The 15,382-nt window shown below is 59.1% G+C and carries 14 protein-coding genes and 1 tRNA gene; 12 read left to right on the forward strand and 3 right to left on the reverse strand.

Annotated elements, in window-relative coordinates:
• Positions 1-84: 84 nt before the first annotated feature.
• The 4 genes from ASC96_RS26950 to ASC96_RS26965 all read left to right on the forward strand — a co-directional run bounded on the left by ASC96_RS26950 (position 85) and on the right by ASC96_RS26965 (position 3,163).
• A complete protein-coding gene (locus ASC96_RS26950; protein WP_060506155.1) occupies positions 85-1,191 on the forward strand; it encodes an endonuclease/exonuclease/phosphatase family protein in 1,107 nt (368 codons plus the stop codon).
• A gap of 20 nt (positions 1,192-1,211) precedes the next feature.
• A complete protein-coding gene (locus ASC96_RS26955) occupies positions 1,212-1,949 on the forward strand; it encodes a hypothetical protein (protein WP_060506156.1) in 738 nt (245 codons plus the stop codon).
• Between the two features lie 70 nt (positions 1,950-2,019).
• The gene (locus ASC96_RS26960) at positions 2,020-2,937 is read left to right on the forward strand and encodes a PhzF family phenazine biosynthesis protein (protein WP_060506157.1); all 918 of its coding nucleotides are present in this window, start codon (positions 2,020-2,022) and stop codon (positions 2,935-2,937) included.
• Between the two features lie 150 nt (positions 2,938-3,087).
• Positions 3,088-3,163, forward strand: a tRNA-Lys gene (locus ASC96_RS26965).
• 216 nt (positions 3,164-3,379) lie between these two features.
• On the opposite strand, the gene ASC96_RS26970 is transcribed toward ASC96_RS26965, so the two are convergent.
• From ASC96_RS26970 to ASC96_RS26980, 3 genes are all read right to left on the reverse strand, one after another.
• Positions 3,380-4,027, reverse strand: coding sequence for a hypothetical protein (locus ASC96_RS26970; RefSeq protein ID WP_060506158.1), 648 nt, complete (start codon positions 4,025-4,027; stop codon positions 3,380-3,382).
• On the reverse strand, positions 4,014-4,673 hold the full coding sequence (locus ASC96_RS26975) for a hypothetical protein (RefSeq protein ID WP_060506159.1): 660 nt from the start codon (positions 4,671-4,673) through the stop codon (positions 4,014-4,016). The genes ASC96_RS26970 and ASC96_RS26975 overlap by 14 nt, the downstream gene beginning before the upstream one ends.
• A 404-nt stretch (positions 4,674-5,077) precedes the next feature.
• A complete protein-coding gene (locus tag ASC96_RS26980) occupies positions 5,078-6,106 on the reverse strand; it encodes an NADP-dependent oxidoreductase (RefSeq protein WP_060506160.1) in 1,029 nt (342 codons plus the stop codon).
• Positions 6,107-6,305: 199 nt separating this feature from the next.
• Between ASC96_RS26980 and ASC96_RS26985 the strand changes: the two genes are divergently transcribed.
• The 8 genes from ASC96_RS26985 to ASC96_RS27025 all read left to right on the forward strand — a co-directional run bounded on the left by ASC96_RS26985 (position 6,306) and on the right by ASC96_RS27025 (position 15,369).
• On the forward strand, positions 6,306-7,295 hold the full coding sequence (locus ASC96_RS26985) for an MsnO8 family LLM class oxidoreductase (protein ID WP_060506161.1): 990 nt from the start codon (positions 6,306-6,308) through the stop codon (positions 7,293-7,295).
• A 23-nt stretch (positions 7,296-7,318) separates the two neighbouring features.
• Positions 7,319-8,668, forward strand: coding sequence for an LLM class flavin-dependent oxidoreductase (locus ASC96_RS26990; RefSeq protein ID WP_060506162.1), 1,350 nt, complete (start codon positions 7,319-7,321; stop codon positions 8,666-8,668).
• Between the two features lie 16 nt (positions 8,669-8,684).
• Positions 8,685-9,872 (forward strand): M20 aminoacylase family protein, encoded by a 1,188-nt coding sequence (locus ASC96_RS26995; protein ID WP_060506312.1) that lies wholly within the window; start codon positions 8,685-8,687, stop codon positions 9,870-9,872.
• A 36-nt stretch (positions 9,873-9,908) separates the two neighbouring features.
• A complete protein-coding gene (locus ASC96_RS27000; RefSeq protein WP_060506313.1) occupies positions 9,909-10,463 on the forward strand; it encodes a GNAT family N-acetyltransferase in 555 nt (184 codons plus the stop codon).
• Between the two features lie 37 nt (positions 10,464-10,500).
• Complete coding sequence (locus ASC96_RS34325) at positions 10,501-12,282, forward strand: amino acid ABC transporter permease/ATP-binding protein (RefSeq protein WP_082512281.1); 1,782 nt, start codon at positions 10,501-10,503, stop codon at positions 12,280-12,282.
• Between the two features lie 78 nt (positions 12,283-12,360).
• Positions 12,361-13,305 carry an ABC transporter substrate-binding protein gene (locus tag ASC96_RS27015; protein ID WP_060506163.1) on the forward strand — a complete coding sequence of 315 codons (945 nt, stop codon included), beginning with the start codon at positions 12,361-12,363 and terminating at the stop codon, positions 13,303-13,305.
• Positions 13,306-13,370: 65 nt separating this feature from the next.
• A complete protein-coding gene (locus ASC96_RS27020) occupies positions 13,371-14,309 on the forward strand; it encodes an ABC transporter substrate-binding protein (RefSeq protein ID WP_060506164.1) in 939 nt (312 codons plus the stop codon).
• A 25-nt stretch (positions 14,310-14,334) separates the two neighbouring features.
• Complete coding sequence (locus tag ASC96_RS27025; RefSeq protein WP_060506165.1) at positions 14,335-15,369, forward strand: LLM class flavin-dependent oxidoreductase; 1,035 nt, start codon at positions 14,335-14,337, stop codon at positions 15,367-15,369.
• Positions 15,370-15,382: the final 13 nt, after the last annotated feature.

The following is a 15,382-nucleotide window of genomic DNA, read 5'->3' on the forward strand; positions in this document are numbered from 1 at the left end:
GCAGCGGATTGCTTTGGGGAGAAAGGCATTCGACTTTTGTCACCGATTGGCTAAAGTCGCCTCAATTGCATACGGAAATTGTTGATGACCCTTCGCCTTGCCACCTTCAATGTCGAAAACCTGATGAGCAGGTTCGATTTCTCCGGCTTTCGCAACCACCTCAAGCAGGATCGCGTTCTCAGGCTCTTCGACGTCAAGAACGAGGCAGAATATCAGCGGCTCGAGGAAGCCCGCACCATCGCCTATACCGATGACACGCGGCAGATGTCGGCGCTCGCCATTGCCGATTGCGATGCCGATATCCTCTGCCTGCAGGAGGCCGACAACATGGTGGCGCTGCAGGCGTTCGAATACGGCTATCTCTTTCGTATGGTCGGCAATGGCTACCGGCAAAAATACCTGATCGAGGGTAATGACAGCCGTGGCATCGATGTTGCCGTTCTGGTGCGGGAGGAAACCCGCGATGGCCAGAAGATCGAATGCGTCGATGTCAAATCGCACGCCGGCGTCACCTATGCCGATTTCGATCTTTTCAATGATGCTTTGGCGTCGACCAACGTGCCCGGCGATCGAATTTTCAAGCGCGATTGCCTGGAACTGGATTTCCGGATCGGCGGCCGGCCGTTCACGCTGTTCGTCGTTCATTTCAAGTCGATGGGGCCGGCGCGCGACGGGCTGGATGGGCGCTCGGCGACGATGCCGGTGCGGGCGGCCGAAGCCGCTGCTGTCCGCCGCATCGTCGAAAACCGGTTCGGAGCGGATAATCTGGATAACAAGATGTTCGCCATCTGCGGCGACATGAATGATTATCAGGAACGCGTCGATGTGCTCGGCGACCGGCGCAACGGCTATAGTTTCGTGCCACGGCAGGAGACGCAAAGCGCGCTTGATGTGCTGAGCCATGACGGCTTTGTCGAAAATGTCATGCGCCGGCGCCCGGAACTCGACCGCTGGACGCTGTTTCACAGCCGCGGGCCGGAGGAACGGCATCTTTGCCAGCTCGACTATATCTGGCTGTCGCAGGCTCTCGCCCAGCGTAACCCAGCCAGCGTGCCGGAGATCATCCGGGGCGGCCAGCCTTTCCGGACGATCTTTCCGCAAGGGCAGGAGGTCGAGCGCTATCCCAGAACCGGCTGGGACCGGCCGAAAGCCTCCGACCATTGCCCTGTCGTCATCTCCCTCAATGTGTGAAATTTCCGAGGCACGATTTTATGCCGCAACTGACCAGCACAACCTCTGAATGGCCCGATGAAGGCGTGATTTTTCCCGTGACCAGCATCAATGTGCGCGTCAGCGGCGCGCCGCATCCCTATTGCCTTTCCCATCAGACAGAGGTCGCTGCCAATTGGGAACGGGAGGTTGCTGCAAATCCCGCCTTGTTTGACGGCCGTATGTTGCTGATGCGAAAGGTTGAGGTGACGAACGGCGCGTTGTCGGGCGAGTGCCACATCGTTCCCTTCTCTGCGTTTTTGCTGTGGCGCAAAACTAAGCCGGCCGGGGCGGCCCTCCATCTGTTCGGCTTGCCGGTGATCGTGTCCTCCGACGGTGCCGTCATCGCCATCCGCATGGGGCAGCACACGGCCAATCCCGGCCGTGTCTATTGTGCTGCGGGGTCGCTCGATCCGGATGATGTCCGGGATGGATATTGCGATATTGACGGCAACATGGCGCGCGAGGTGCTGGAGGAGACTGGGCTGTCACTGTTGGACGCCACGCGTGTATCCGAATTTCACGGATTGCACAGCCAGGGCGTCGTCACGGTTTTTCGCGTCTATCATTTTTCCGAGACTGCGGCGGAACTGATCGAGCTTATCGATGCCCATATCGTTGCCGACCCGGAGCCGGAAATCGACGCCGCTCTTGCTATCCGCACCGCCGATCCGGGGCAACATGCCTATCCTGCCTTCATGCCACCGGTCCTGAAATGGGTTTTCAACACGATACGGTGATGCTTTTGCGCTTGCCGCCAGCTATCTGCCATGCAAGGTCTGATGGCTGAAAACAGCAAAGGAGATCCTCGTGGCGCGTCGCTATGCAATCTACGACGTTTTCACCGCCAACAGGCTGGAGGGAAATCCGCTCGCCGTTGTCTTTGACGGCGATGGCCTGAGCGATGCGGCGATGCAGGCAATTGCCGGCGAATTCAATCTGTCGGAGACGGTGTTTCTGCTGCAACCGCAGAAAGCCGGGCATGCTGCAAAGCTGCGGATTTTCACGCCCGGCTATGAATTGCCCTTTGCCGGTCATCCGACAGTGGGTGCTGCCATCGCGCTGGCCGAAGCCGGGCGCTCTTCTGAAAACGAAGACTATGACCTCGTGCAGATGCTTGAGGAAAATGTCGGTCCGGTGCGTTGCGCCGTGCGTGGCAGGCCAGGAGAGGCTACTTTCGCCGAATTCGACGTGCCGCGCAAATCGGTGCAGCTCGACGCCAAGTTCGACCGGCAGGCGATTGCCGATGCATTCAGCCTGAAGGCAACGCAGATCGGGTTTGAAAACCACGTGCCTTCGTTCTGGAGCGCTGGTGTTCCATTCGTGATGATTCCTGTTCACGATGTCAGCGCGGCAGGTGCTGTGGAGTTCGATCCAGCCTTGTGGGAGCAGATCACCCCGATTGCCGAGGGCCGGCTCGCTGCCGCCTACATCTATTGCCGTGGCGGCGTCAATCATGTCGCTCGCTTCCATACGCGGATGTTCGCGCCGGCCATGGGCATTGTCGAGGACCCGGCGACGGGTGCCGCCGTTGCCGCCTTTTCCGGTGCCATCCACTGTTTTGACAGGCTGATCGACGGGCATCACCCGTTCCTGATCGAACAGGGCGTGGAGATGGGGCGTCCATCGCTGCTGCACCTTCACATCGACGTCTCCGGCGGGGAAATCGGCACGGCCCGGATCGGCGGGCAGGCGGTGAAGATTGCGGCTGGTGAACTTTATCTTTGAAAAACAGCCTCTAAACAGCTCACACAGATTTTTTTGAGAAATCCGAAAGAAAATCGCCCGAGGAACTAGACAAGCCCTGCGAACCCCATTATACGCCGCATCACACCACAGCAATGTGGTTCTAGAGGCCGCAGACGAAGCGGTTCTGGCGGGTGATTAGCTCAGTTGGTAGAGCAGCTGACTCTTAATCAGCGGGTCGTAGGTTCGAACCCTACATCACCCACCATCTCTCTTTTGAGATCAATGAATTACGTTGATTTCCTTTATCATAAGATAAGTCGCGTATACACCGCCTAATGCTCATTAGAGCACGAATGGTAAGTCTCTGTTTCTCCCTACTGTTTTCTTTCCACGTCAACAGATTTGTGGGTAACGATGTGGCGCGCGAATTCGAACCGCCGCTCCGTGTGGAGGCGGGATGTAGCTGGGGTCTTTGCGATCGTTAAAGGCCAAGCTTCGGCGCAAGATGGCTGCGCAGGTCGCTGTAGCACTTTTGGACCTTCTTGAACGAGTCTGGCATGACATCGTTCACCGCCCGAAAGAGAATTTCCGCAGCGTCATCAATGATGCGGTCGCCGCCGGCTCTTCCGCTGTAGGTTTCCTTGTAAGGGTCTTTTCCATCATTGACGGCTTTTTCAAAAGTCCGAATGAAGTAACTATACCACGTCTCAGATTTAACGGGGTCAAGGGGACTGGCGGAATTCAGGTAATGCTCATACGCGAAAACGTACATCGAGAACAATTGCTTGAATTCGGACGGTTTTTTCGAACTCTTCGGGAAAGGATTTTGAGGCATTACGTGGTCTCTGAGACCCTTGATCAGCGTCGCAGCCTCAGTCCGGTCCATCAGGTTCCGCGGCCGCTCTATCCGGAGCAATTCTACAACCTTCCGGACGTCGCCACGCTCTTCCAGCAGTGCTGCCGCTTCCTGAAACTTGGCAATATAATCCCGGTGAATCCTCCCCAGTAGCTCGTAGGATGGGGTGACATGATCTTTGAAGAACGCTTGTCGTCGTGCCTGTGGTATTCCAACCGCACTGAGAACCAGCTTGATACCCTCAAACAACGCTCCAATTTCAAATCCGCTCATTGCCATTTACCTCCCGTAGGTTACCCCAGTAAGAGAGGGGCCAGCCGTCCAGTTCCTTCACTTCGGAAGGGACAACGTGACTGCCTACCTCAAGTGAATAATCGTAGAAAATAAGGTCACCCCTGCTGTCGATGCAGACATGAAGTTCGTCGAAAACCCTGAATGGTATCGACGCAGATGTCCCGTCTTCCCATTCAATCGCCAGTTGGTGTTCCTGAATCGAATACAGGAAATAACCTTGAGTAAAATTCGGAGCGATGTCGCGAAAACCCCATGAAGCAAAACTCCAGTAACCTTCGCCACTCGGGTCGAATAGGAGGCGAACCAATGTCCTGGTGAAGGTGTAGCCAACGAGCTGCCAGTCACAAGCTAACACCTGAAGGCGTGCTTTCTCATCGTCAATTATCGGAACAGCAGGCCTCGCAATTTTGGGACACGCGGAAGGATCAAGAACGTCCCATCCTCCAGTGCCGTCTGGCCGGACGAGTTTCTTTTGGTTTCGGTAGTTCGCGGGAACAAAGCCGAAGCGGTTCATGTATCCAAGGATGATCCTCTCGTCGCCGGTGACGGAAAGCCGCGATTGCCCGTCCTCTGGACGTCTTAACCAGAGCAGTTCGACACACGGAATGTGCCAATCGTCGCACACAGGACCGATCCTCCCATCGGAATTGTCGTAAACACAAGATATGCCATGATGTGACCGAAGTCATTTCGTCCATTGAGACTGTGTGTCACCTTCGAAAGAATGAGCAACTCAAGACAATCACTGATTATGTAGCTGCGACTGAAACCCTGCGGCAGCTATATCAAGGGCGATCTGGCTTTCGGATACGATCAATCTCGCTCGCGAGCGATGCTCTTAGGGGTAAGGTTGCATCCTTGCTGTCCGGTAAGGTTGGCTATTCTGGATGCAGCGCTCACAAGAGACCGCGCTCGCAATTACCCAGGAAAGTGCGACTTTCTGCGGTCCGCCGCGATTTGTTTGTTGGCGCGCCATACATCGGGCCGCTGGTTTTCAGCCAGCGGCCGATCGAAGACCTTGATGCCGCCTCAGACGGCGACGCGCACGATCAGTTTGCCAAAATTCTTTCTGTCGAGAAGACCGATGAAGGCGTTTGGCGCGTTTTCCAGCCCTTCAACGATGTCTTCCCGGTATTTCAGCCGGCCATCGGAAATCCAGGCTGAGGCTTCCCGGTAAAAATCGGGGCGTTGATCTGCGAATTCGCGCTGGATGAAGCCTCTGATGGTCAGGCTCTTGCGCAAGATGGCCCGCATGACGGCCGGGAGTTGGTCCTGTGTACCGGCGGCCGAACCTGCTTCGTTGTAATGCGCGATCAGGCCGCAGACCGGGATGCGGGCGAAATCGTTGAGGAGGGGAAACACCGCGCTCCAGACGTGGCCGCCGACATTTTCGAAGTAGACGTCTATACCATCAGGGCAGGCGGCTGCGAGTTCATCGGCGAAATTGCTCGAACGGTGGTCAATCGCCGCGTCAAAACCAAGCTCGCCGCGCACATAGTCGCATTTCTCACTTCCACCGGCGATACCGACAGCGCGGGCGCCAAAAATCCGGGCGATCTGGCCGACGGCTGACCCGACGGCACCGCTTGCGGCAGCGACCACGACGGTTTCTCCGGCCTTCGGTTTGCCGATATTGCGCAATCCGGCATAGGCGGTGAAGCCGGGCATGCCGAGAATGCCGAGCGCCGTTGTCACCGGAGCCTGCTGCGGGTCGAGTTTTCGCAGGTCGCTGCCATTCGAGATCGCATGGCTCTGCCAGCCGGAATGGGACAGGACGATATCGCCCGGATTGTAAGCAGCGTTGCGCGACCGCAGCACCCTTGCCACCGTACCGCCCTCTATGACCCCACCGATCTCGACCGGCTTGGCATAGGATTTGGCGTCGTCCATGCGCCCGCGCATATAAGGATCAAGGGAAAGATAGAGGATTTGCAGAAGCACTTCGCCTTCTGCGGGATCGGCAATCACCTTTTTCTCCAGCCGGAAATTTCCCGATTCCGGCTTGCCGGACGGCCGCGACGCAAGGACGATGCGGGTAGAGGTGAACTGGTCGGACATTGGTCTATCCTCACTTCTTCGAATATAAAATGTTTGTTTCAATTGGTTAGCGGATCTTGATCGTACCGCCTCCGGCGTTTCAGGCGAGGTGACTTTTTCTCCATACCTCACGCCAAAAAGAATGGCGTTTCTTATAAATCATTTTGTCTACTGATTTTATAGACTAAGTTTTCCAACTTAGCGAAGGGATCAGTGGCCCATGCCCTACCTCCTCAGTCTTCTGGACAAGAGCCCAATCGAAGAGGGCGGTACTGCTGCGGATGCCTTGCGCACCACGGTCAGGCTCGCTCAAAGGGCCGAAGAGCTTGGTTACCACCGTTTCTGGGTCGCCGAGCATCATAGCATGGCCAATCTCGCAAGTTCAGCCCCGGAAACGCTGATTGCGTATCTGCTGGCCAAGACGGCGAGGATCCGTGTTGGGTCAGGCGGGGTCATGCTTCAGCACTACAGCGCCTACAAGGTTGCCGAGACCTTCAACCTTCTGGCCTCGCTTGCCCCGGGCCGTGTCGATCTCGGCGTCGGCAAGGCGCCGGGCGGCTTTCCGCTCTCGACCCGTGCGCTTCAGGCCGGTGTTGATCCATCCGGAAAGCCGGACTTTGCCGAGCAATTGTCCGGCATCAATACCTATCTTGCCGCCGATCCCGCTTCCGAAGGTCCACATGCGACCCCGTTTCCGCCCGCGCCGCCGGAGCGCTTCCTGCTTGGCGCCAGTGTTGACAGTGCCGAGCTTGCCGCAGCCAAGGGCTGGCGGCTGGTTTTTGCGGGGCAGTTGAACGGCGATCCGGAAAATCTCCGCAAGACCTTTGACGCCTATACACGCGCCAGCGGCAAGACGCCGATCCTGGCGCTTGCCGCCTATGCCGCAGAAGACGCTGATGTGGCGCGCAAGGCTGTAAGCGATCTGCGCATCGTCAAGGTTTTCCTCGTGGACGGCAGAAGCGTTAATGTCGGCACCGAGGAGCAGGCCGCTGAATATGCGCGGCAGGCCGGCGTCGCCATCGACAGGCTCGAATCCAAGGCACCGAGCGTACTGCACGGCACCGCCGCCGAGGTGCGGGCGCAACTCGATGACCTGCACAGCCGCTACGGCATTTCCGAATTTATCATCGAAACGCCGGCGCTTGCCGCTGCCGAGCGCCTCGCCTCGATCGAACGTCTCGCCAAGGAACGGCTGTCTCTCGCCGCTTGATATCGACAAAAAGGATTTCTCCGATGGTTCAGAAACACATTCCGTTCGGCATCATGCTGCAAGGTCCCGGTGGCCATATGAACGCCTGGAAACACCCGAGCGGGCCAGCCGATGCCAGCGTCAACTTCGAGTTCTTCGTCAACACCGCCCGCCGGGCAGAGGCCGCAGGCATTGCTTTTGCCTTCGTTGCCGATGGGCTCTACATCAACGCACAGTCCATCCCGCATTTCCTCAACCGGTTCGAACCGATCTCCGTCCTCTCTGCTCTGGCTGCTTCAACCTCGAAAATCGGCCTCGTCGGCACCGTCTCCACCTCCTATAGCGACCCTTTCACCGTCGCCCGTCAGTTTGCCACGCTCGATTTGATCAGCGGCGGTAGAGCAGGCTGGAATGCGGTGACGACGCCGCTCGAAGGATCGGGCCGCAACTACAGCCGCGAGCATCCCGAACACGAGTTGCGCTACGAGATCGCCGACGAATATCTCGATGTTGCCAAGGGGCTGTGGGATTCCTGGGATGACGACGCCTTTGTCCGTAATCGGGAGACCGGTGTCTATGCCGATACGGCGAAACTGCACACGCTTGGTCACAAGGGTCGCTTTTTCCGCGTCGAAGGTCCACTGAATATCGGCCGCTCGAAACAGGGCCAGCCGGTTATTTTCCAGGCGGGTGCGTCCGATTCTGGCATCAGGCTCGCCGGTAAACATGCCGATGCCGTCTTCACCAATGGCGGGCCGATCGAGGACGCCAAGGTTTTTTACAAGCAGGTCAAGCAGAGCACGATCGCGCAGGGGCGGCGTGCGGCCGAGATCGGCCTCTATCCGGGCATCGGGCCGATAGTCGGCGCAACGACGGAGGAGACGGAACGGAAATACCAGGCGATCCGCAATCTCGTCACCATCGAGGAAGCGTTGCTCTATCTCGGCCGGTTTTTCGATCATCATGATTTCAGCGTGTACCCACTGGACGAGGCCTTTCCGGATATCGGCGATATCGGCAAGAACAGTTTTCGCGCCACCACCGACCGGATCAAGAAGACGGCGCGTGAGAAAAACCTCACCCTGCGCGAAATTGCCCTTGATGCGGCCACGCCGCGGACGACTTTCATCGGCACTGCCGAGCATATCGCCGACGAGATCATCCGCTGGGTCGAGGAGGGGGCTGCCGACGGTTTCATTCTCGGGTTCCCGGTGATTGCCGAAGGGCTCGACGATTTCGCCACCCATGTCCTGCCGATCCTGGAACAGCGTGGCTATTTCAATCCGGCGCTCGAGGGCGCGACACTGCGGGATCATCTGGGACTCGAATACCGCGAAAGCCGCTATGCAGCCCCCACGGAAAACGTCGAACGTGGAAAGGCGGTCGGCGCCTGAGGCGCCGGGAGCGGCCATGAACATCATCGCACAGACCCAACGCCTGAACGATCCGGTAGAGCAAGGCATCGCCGCCTATCTCGACGAGATCATCGCGCTTCGCCACGACCTCCATCAGTATCCGGAGCTTGCCTTCCAGGAGCGGCGGACCAGCAAGCTGATCACTTCGCATCTGTCCTCCTGGGGATACGATGTCACCACCGGCATCGCCGGAACAGGTGTTGTCGCAACGTTGAAGCGTGGCGCTGGCGAACGCCGGATCGGCATCCGGGCCGATATGGATGCCCTGCCGATCGAGGAGGCAACTGGGCTTGCCTATGCCAGCAGCAATCCGGGTGTCATGCACGCCTGCGGCCACGATGGCCATACGTCCATTCTCCTAGCCGCCGCCCGTTATCTTGCTGAAAGCTCAACGTTCGACGGAACGCTTCACCTGATCTTCCAGCCGGCCGAGGAAATCGGCGCCGGTGCCCGCAAGATGATTTCGGAAGGACTGTTCGAGCGCTTTCCGGTCGATGCGATCTTCGGGCTGCACAATTGGCCCGGTGTGCCGCTGGGTCAGTTCGGCTTTGTCGCCGGGCCGGCGATGGCATCCGTCGATCAGGCGAAGATCCGCATTGTCGGCAAGGGCGGTCATGGGGCAGAGCCGCACCGCGCTATCGATCCGGTGCTGGCCTCCGCATCCTTCATCACGGCGCTGCAGAGCGTGGTCTCGCGCAATGTCGATCCGCAGGAAATGGCAGTGGCGACAGTCGGCTCTATCCACGCGGGCTCGGCCTCCAATGTCATTCCGGAGAGCGTCGAGCTGAAACTCACCATGCGCGCCTTTACCGAAACCGTTCGCCAGCAGTTGCAGGAACGCATTCCGGCGCTGGCGCGGGCGCAGGCGGAGAGTTTTGGCGCCGTCGCTGATGTGGATTACAGGCTGGGTTTCCCGGCGCTGATCAACCACCGCGAAGAGACCGATTTTGCACGCAGTGTCGCACTCGCCACTTTCGGCCCGGCAAGGGTGGAGGAGGGGTTCAAGCCGCGCACGGCGAGTGAGGATTTCGCCTTCATGCTGCAGGAAAAGCCCGGCAGTTACCTGTTCGTCGGCAATGGCGACACAGCGCCCCTGCACAGCGCCCATTACGATTTCAACGACGCGATCATCGCGCCCGCCGCCCGCTACTGGGTGCGCCTGGCGGAAGCTTTTCTCAACTAGATCTCAACAGCCACAGTTTGAACAGGAATGGCGAAAATGAGCGATACGTTTGTCTACACCACGCCGCTTGATCCCCGCGCAAAACCGCTGATCGATGAACTGACCTACGAGTACGACAGCCGTTACGGATCGTATTTCAGCGCCGCCGGTGCAGTCGAAGAGATGAACCGCTATCCGGCCGAAGCTTTTGCGCCGCCGCATGGGAATTTTCTGCTGCTTCAGCGCAACGGGGAGACGATCGGCGGCGGTGCCTTCAAATATTATGACGAGCGCACCGTCGAGTTCAAACGCATCTGGACACGCTCCGACCTGCGCCGTCAGGGCCTTGCCGTCAAGGTTTTGATCGAACTGGAGGAACAGGCGGCGCGTCAGGGATTTTCCCGCATCTACCTGACCACCGGCTTTCGCCAGCCGGAGGCCGTCGGCCTCTATCTGAAATACGGTTACACGGCGCTGTTCGACGTCGATGCCGACCCGGAAATCTACAAGTCTCTGCCCTTTGAGAAAGAGATCGGCCATCTCGCGGTCGCGGGGCTGCCGGGGGCCGTGGCAGCGGAGCAACCGTTCCCGCGTGCAGCCGGACAGCGCTGAGCAATCAGAAATTTCACCACTTACTAGGGGGCAGCAGATGGCGCTCACGTCAGATTTCGCAGGCATCGAGCCAGGCCGTAGAGCGGCCGGGCACAGCCAGGACTATTCGCGCTACCGGATTATTCCCGCGCGCCATCCCGGAAGGCTGGTGGGTACCGTATTCGCCGGCCTCGTCATTGCTGCAATTCTCTATTCGACCTTCACCAACCCGCGCTGGGGCTGGAATGTCTTTGCCGAATGGTTCTTTGCCGAACCGGTTCTGGCGGGTCTCGGCCGGACGTTGTTGCTGACGGCGCTGGCAACCGTGTCCGGCTCGGTGCTGGGGACGGCACTGGCGCTTGCCCGGGTGTCGAAATCGCCGTTGTTGTCCGGCCTCTCATGGGGCTATGTCTGGCTGCTGCGCTCGATCCCGCTGATCGTGCTGCTGCTGGTTCTCAACAATCTCGGCTACCTCTACGAGACGATCAAAATCGGCGTACCATTCACCGATGCGGTCCTGTTCAATTATCCGACCGTGCAGTTGCTGACGCCGTTTGCCGCCGCCTTCCTCGGGCTTACGCTGAACCAGTCTGCGTTCTTTTCGGAAATCGTCCGGGGTGGCATCCTGTCCGTCGATCAGGGCCAACTTGAAGCCGCCGCCGCCCTTGGCCTGCCGCGCCGCCGCCAGGTGTTCCGCATCGTCCTTCCGCAGGCGATGCGCTCGATCCTGCCGACCGGCTTCAACGAGATCATCGGTCTGGCGAAAAGCACGTCGATGGTCTACGTGCTTGCTCTGCCGGAGCTGTTCTACACGGTGCAGGTTATCTACCGCCGCAACCTTGAAGTCATCCCGCTCTTGATGGTGGCGACGGCCTGGTATCTGGTGATCATGACCGTGCTGTCAATCGCCCAGCACTATATCGAGCGGTACTTTTCCAAAGGCGCGGTGCGCAATCCGGTGCCTCTGCCTTTCCAGGCGTTCTTCACTCGCTTTCGCCAGCCACTGCCGCGGCAGGTCGCCGGTGCAAGCGCCCCGACCGTCCGCAAAACCGGTTTTCGCGATGCGCCTTTATTGAGAGCCGGTGCTACCGTCCGCATCCATGGCATTTCGAAAAGTTTCGGTGCCTTGAAGGTGCTGGATGCGATCGACCTGACACTTCCGGCAGGAAGCGTCACCGCTATTCTCGGACCGTCCGGCTCCGGCAAGTCGACCCTGTTGCGCGCTATCAACCATCTGGAACGTGTCGATAGCGGCTTCATCTCCGTCGACGGTGATCTTGTCGGCTATCGCCAGAACGGCGAAACGCTCTACGAACTGAAGGAAAAGGATATTCTGAAAAGCCGTGCCGACATCGGCATGGTGTTCCAGAACTTCAATCTCTTCCCGCATCTGACCGTGCTGGAAAACCTGGTTGAAGCGCCCATGCAGGTCCGGGGGACGGATCGCGCCGAGGCCGTCGAGCTGGCGCGGGAGCTTCTTTCCCGCGTCGGCCTGACGGACAAGATCGATGCCTATCCCCGCCAGCTTTCCGGCGGCCAGCAGCAGCGTGTTGCCATCGCTCGCGCCTTGGCGCTGAAGCCGAAGGTGCTACTGTTCGACGAGCCGACATCGGCGCTTGACCCGGAGCTGGTCGGCGAAGTGCTTGATGTGATCAAGGAATTGGCCCGTACCGGAACGACACTGGTGATCGTCACCCACGAAGTTGGGTTTGCCCGCGAAGTGGCCGATACGGTGGTGTTCATGGAGGGCGGCCACATTCTGGAGGTCGGCCCACCGGCCCGGATCTTCAATCAGCCGAACCATCCGCGTACCCGCGAATTCCTCGCAAAAGTTCTCTAGCAGATTTCCGGCCGCCTAAGCGTACGGGATGGGACTGACATCAACTGCAACCATAAGATGAAAATGGAGACGGGACACATGACATTCTTACACAATGCTAAACTTCTGATGGCAGGCGCCGTTACGATCGCGGCCCTTGGGCTGGGCTCCGCACATGCGGCCGAGAAGTTCGACCTGAGCCCGGATATTTCCAAGCGGGTTCGTGCCGAAAAAGACGAAGCGGCGATCAAGGCGATCGCAAGCGACTTCAAATTCGTCACGCCGGGCAAGCTCACCGTTGCCATCAATGCCTGGGATCCGCCGATCGCCACCTATGCTTCGGACGCCAAGACGGTTGTTGGTGCCGATCCGGACCTCGCTTCGCTTCTGGCGGATTCGTTGGGTCTTGAGCTCGAACTGGTCTCCGTTGCCTGGGCAGACTGGCCGCTCGGTGTTGCCTCCGGCAAATATGACGCGGTCATCAGCAATGTCACGGTGACCGAAGAGCGCAAGGAGAAGTTCGATTTCTCCACCTATCGCAAGGATGTGCTGGGCTTTTACGTCAAGGCCGACAGCAAGGTCACCGAGATCAAGGAGCCGAAGGATGTCGCCGGGCTGAAGGTGATCACAGGGGCGGGCACCAATCAGGAAAAGATCATTCTTGAATGGGACCGCCAGAACGTTGCAGCGGGTCTCGCGCCGATCGAGGTGCAATATTACGACGACCGTGCGGCCGCCGAACTGGCGCTGCAGTCCGGCCGCGCCGATGTCGAGTTCAATCCGAACGCAACGCAGGCCTATAGCGCCTCGATCAAGAGCCAGACCAAGCTCGTTGGCATCGTCAGCGGTGGCTGGCCACTGGCGGCCGACATCGCGGTCACGACCCGCAAGGGCGCCGGTCTTGCCGATGCGGTGACGGTGGCGATCAACGACCTGATCAAGAGCGGCAAGTATGGCGAAGTGCTGAAGCACTGGAGCCTCGAAGCCGAAGGTGTCGATCAGTCCTACACCAACCCAGCCGGCTTGCCGAAGAGCGGTTCGTAAAACGGTACGAGGCGGCCCGGTGCTACCTGTGGCGCCGGGCCGGACAATCCATGGAGACAATGACAATGAGTGATAGACCCGCTTTCCGGACGTTCCTGATCAGCGCACTTGCCTCGACGCTGACATTTTTCGGCGTGGCTCAAGCGGACGAGGTATTCGACCTCAGCCCCGAACAACCGGCCCGCATCCGGGCGGAAAAGAATGATGCCGCCATCGCCGCGATCTCGAAGGATTTTGCCTTTGTCTCGCCCGGCAAGTTCACGGTCGCGGTCAGTCCCGGCGGGCCGCCGCTCGCGACCTATGCGACCGATGCAAAGACCGTTGTCGGGGCAGACCCGGATTATGCCTCCGCCATTGCCGATAGTCTGGGACTTGAACTGGAACTCGTTCCAGTTGCCTGGATCGACTGGCCGCTTGGCCTGGCATCCGGCAAATACGATGCCGTGATCTCCAATGTTGGCGTCACCGAGCAGCGCAAGGAGAAGTTCGATTTCTCTACCTATCGCCAGGGCCTGCACGGTTTCTTCGTCAAATCCGATAGCCCGATCAGTGCGATCAAGGAGCCGAAGGATGTCGCGGGTCTGCGGATCATCGTCGGTGCCGGCACCAACCAGGAGCGCATCCTGCTCAGATGGAATGACGAGAACGTCGCTGCTGGGTTGAAGCTGCTGGAGTTGCAATATTATGACGACGAGGCGGCGAGCCTCCTGGCGGTATCGTCGGGCCGGGCCGAGGTCATCGTCCAGCCGCATGCGCAGCTCGTTTACATTGCTGCACGCGATCACAACATCAAGCGCGTTGGCACCCTGAGCGCCGGCTGGCCGGATCGTTCCGACGTGGCTATCACCACGAAAAAGGGCAGTGGGCTGGCGGACGCCTTAACGGTCGCCACCAACGGGCTGATTGAGAAGGGTGTTTACGCCGGGATTCTTGATCATTGGCACCTCGCTGAGGAAGCCCTGCCAAAATCGCAAACCAATCCGCCCGGTCTGCCGAAATCGTGAAGCCAAAAAATCGAAGGAAGACACGATGAGCAGCATCGCCATCAACCATATCGGCTTTCTGACGCCGGGCAATTATCCCGCCGGTGATCCGTTGTCCGGATTGGAAAAGACGCTGAAGCTTCTCGAATATGGCGAGGAGATCGGTTTTCAGAGCGCCTGGGTGCGCCAGCGGCATCTGGAGCCTGGCATTTCGTCGGCGACCGCGTTTCTGGCGGCGGCAAGCCAGCGCACCAGCCGCATCCAGCTCGGGACGGCGGTTATTCCGATTGGTTATGAAAGTCCGTACCGGCTTGCAGAGGATCTTTCGACGGTCGATGTTCTCTCGCGCGGACGGCTGAATGTCGGATTGAGTGCCGGCCGACCGCTGCATGCCGACCTGATCGCGCCGCTGGTGTTCGACGGTGATTGGGAAAAGTTCGACTTCTCCCACGAACGGGTGCTGCGCTTCGCCGATAACCTGAAGAGTAATCCTGTCGGTGACGAAACAACCGTCATCAAGACGCCCTTCGGACCGCAGCGGCCCCGCCTGCAACCTCATGCCAGGGGGCTGACCGACCGCCTCTGGTATGGCGGCGGTTCGCTACGCTCGGCCGCCTGGGCCGGGCGTAACGGTTTTAATCTTCTGATCGGCAATGTCACGACCGGTGAGGAGACCGATGATTTCTTCGTCGCGCAGTCGCGGCAGCTGGCGGCCTACTGGGAGACCGGCGGGCTCGGCAGGCGTGTCGGGCTCGGGCGTGTCATCATTCCCACTGACAGCGCCGATGCGCAGACCCGCAAGCGTTATCTCGACTATGCGGCGGGGCGAAACGAACGGACGCTGACCCCGCAAGGCGAGCGCCGCACACTCTATGCCCGCGACATTGTTGGTACGTCTGAAGACATTCTGGAGCGGCTGTTTGCCGACCCGATCCTGCCGCATGTCAGCGAACTCAGGCTTGAGCTTCCCTATGAATTCGAAGACGCGGAGTACTGCCAGATTATCCACGACTTTGTCAGCCTTATTGCGCCCCGGCTCGGCTGGATCAACGGCGTTGACCGGCAGAGGCGGACGGCCTGATCAAGGCACAGGT

The organism is Rhizobium sp. Root1204 (assembly GCF_001424965.1).
Classification (GTDB): domain Bacteria; phylum Pseudomonadota; class Alphaproteobacteria; order Rhizobiales; family Rhizobiaceae; genus Pararhizobium.

Bases quoted from the DNA above. Each gene is read 5' to 3' on its own strand.
- ASC96_RS27020 (WP_060506164.1), top strand. From the start codon at position 13,371: ATGAGTGATAGACCCGCTTTCCGGACGTTCCTGATCAGCGCACTTGCC.
- ASC96_RS27015 (WP_060506163.1), top strand. From the start codon at position 12,361: ATGACATTCTTACACAATGCTAAACTTCTGATGGCAGGCGCCGTTACG.
- ASC96_RS27000 (WP_060506313.1), top strand. From the start codon at position 9,909: ATGAGCGATACGTTTGTCTACACCACGCCGCTTGATCCCCGCGCAAAA.
- ASC96_RS26995 (WP_060506312.1), top strand. From the start codon at position 8,685: ATGAACATCATCGCACAGACCCAACGCCTGAACGATCCGGTAGAGCAA.
- ASC96_RS34325 (WP_082512281.1), top strand. From the start codon at position 10,501: ATGGCGCTCACGTCAGATTTCGCAGGCATCGAGCCAGGCCGTAGAGCG.
- ASC96_RS26985 (WP_060506161.1), top strand. From the start codon at position 6,306: ATGCCCTACCTCCTCAGTCTTCTGGACAAGAGCCCAATCGAAGAGGGC.
- ASC96_RS27025 (WP_060506165.1), top strand. From the start codon at position 14,335: ATGAGCAGCATCGCCATCAACCATATCGGCTTTCTGACGCCGGGCAAT.
- ASC96_RS26955 (WP_060506156.1), top strand. From the start codon at position 1,212: ATGCCGCAACTGACCAGCACAACCTCTGAATGGCCCGATGAAGGCGTG.
- ASC96_RS26970 (WP_060506158.1), bottom strand. From the start codon at position 4,027: ATGAGCGGATTTGAAATTGGAGCGTTGTTTGAGGGTATCAAGCTGGTT.
- ASC96_RS26980 (WP_060506160.1), bottom strand. From the start codon at position 6,106: ATGTCCGACCAGTTCACCTCTACCCGCATCGTCCTTGCGTCGCGGCCG.
- ASC96_RS26950 (WP_060506155.1), top strand. From the start codon at position 85: ATGACCCTTCGCCTTGCCACCTTCAATGTCGAAAACCTGATGAGCAGG.
- ASC96_RS26990 (WP_060506162.1), top strand. From the start codon at position 7,319: ATGGTTCAGAAACACATTCCGTTCGGCATCATGCTGCAAGGTCCCGGT.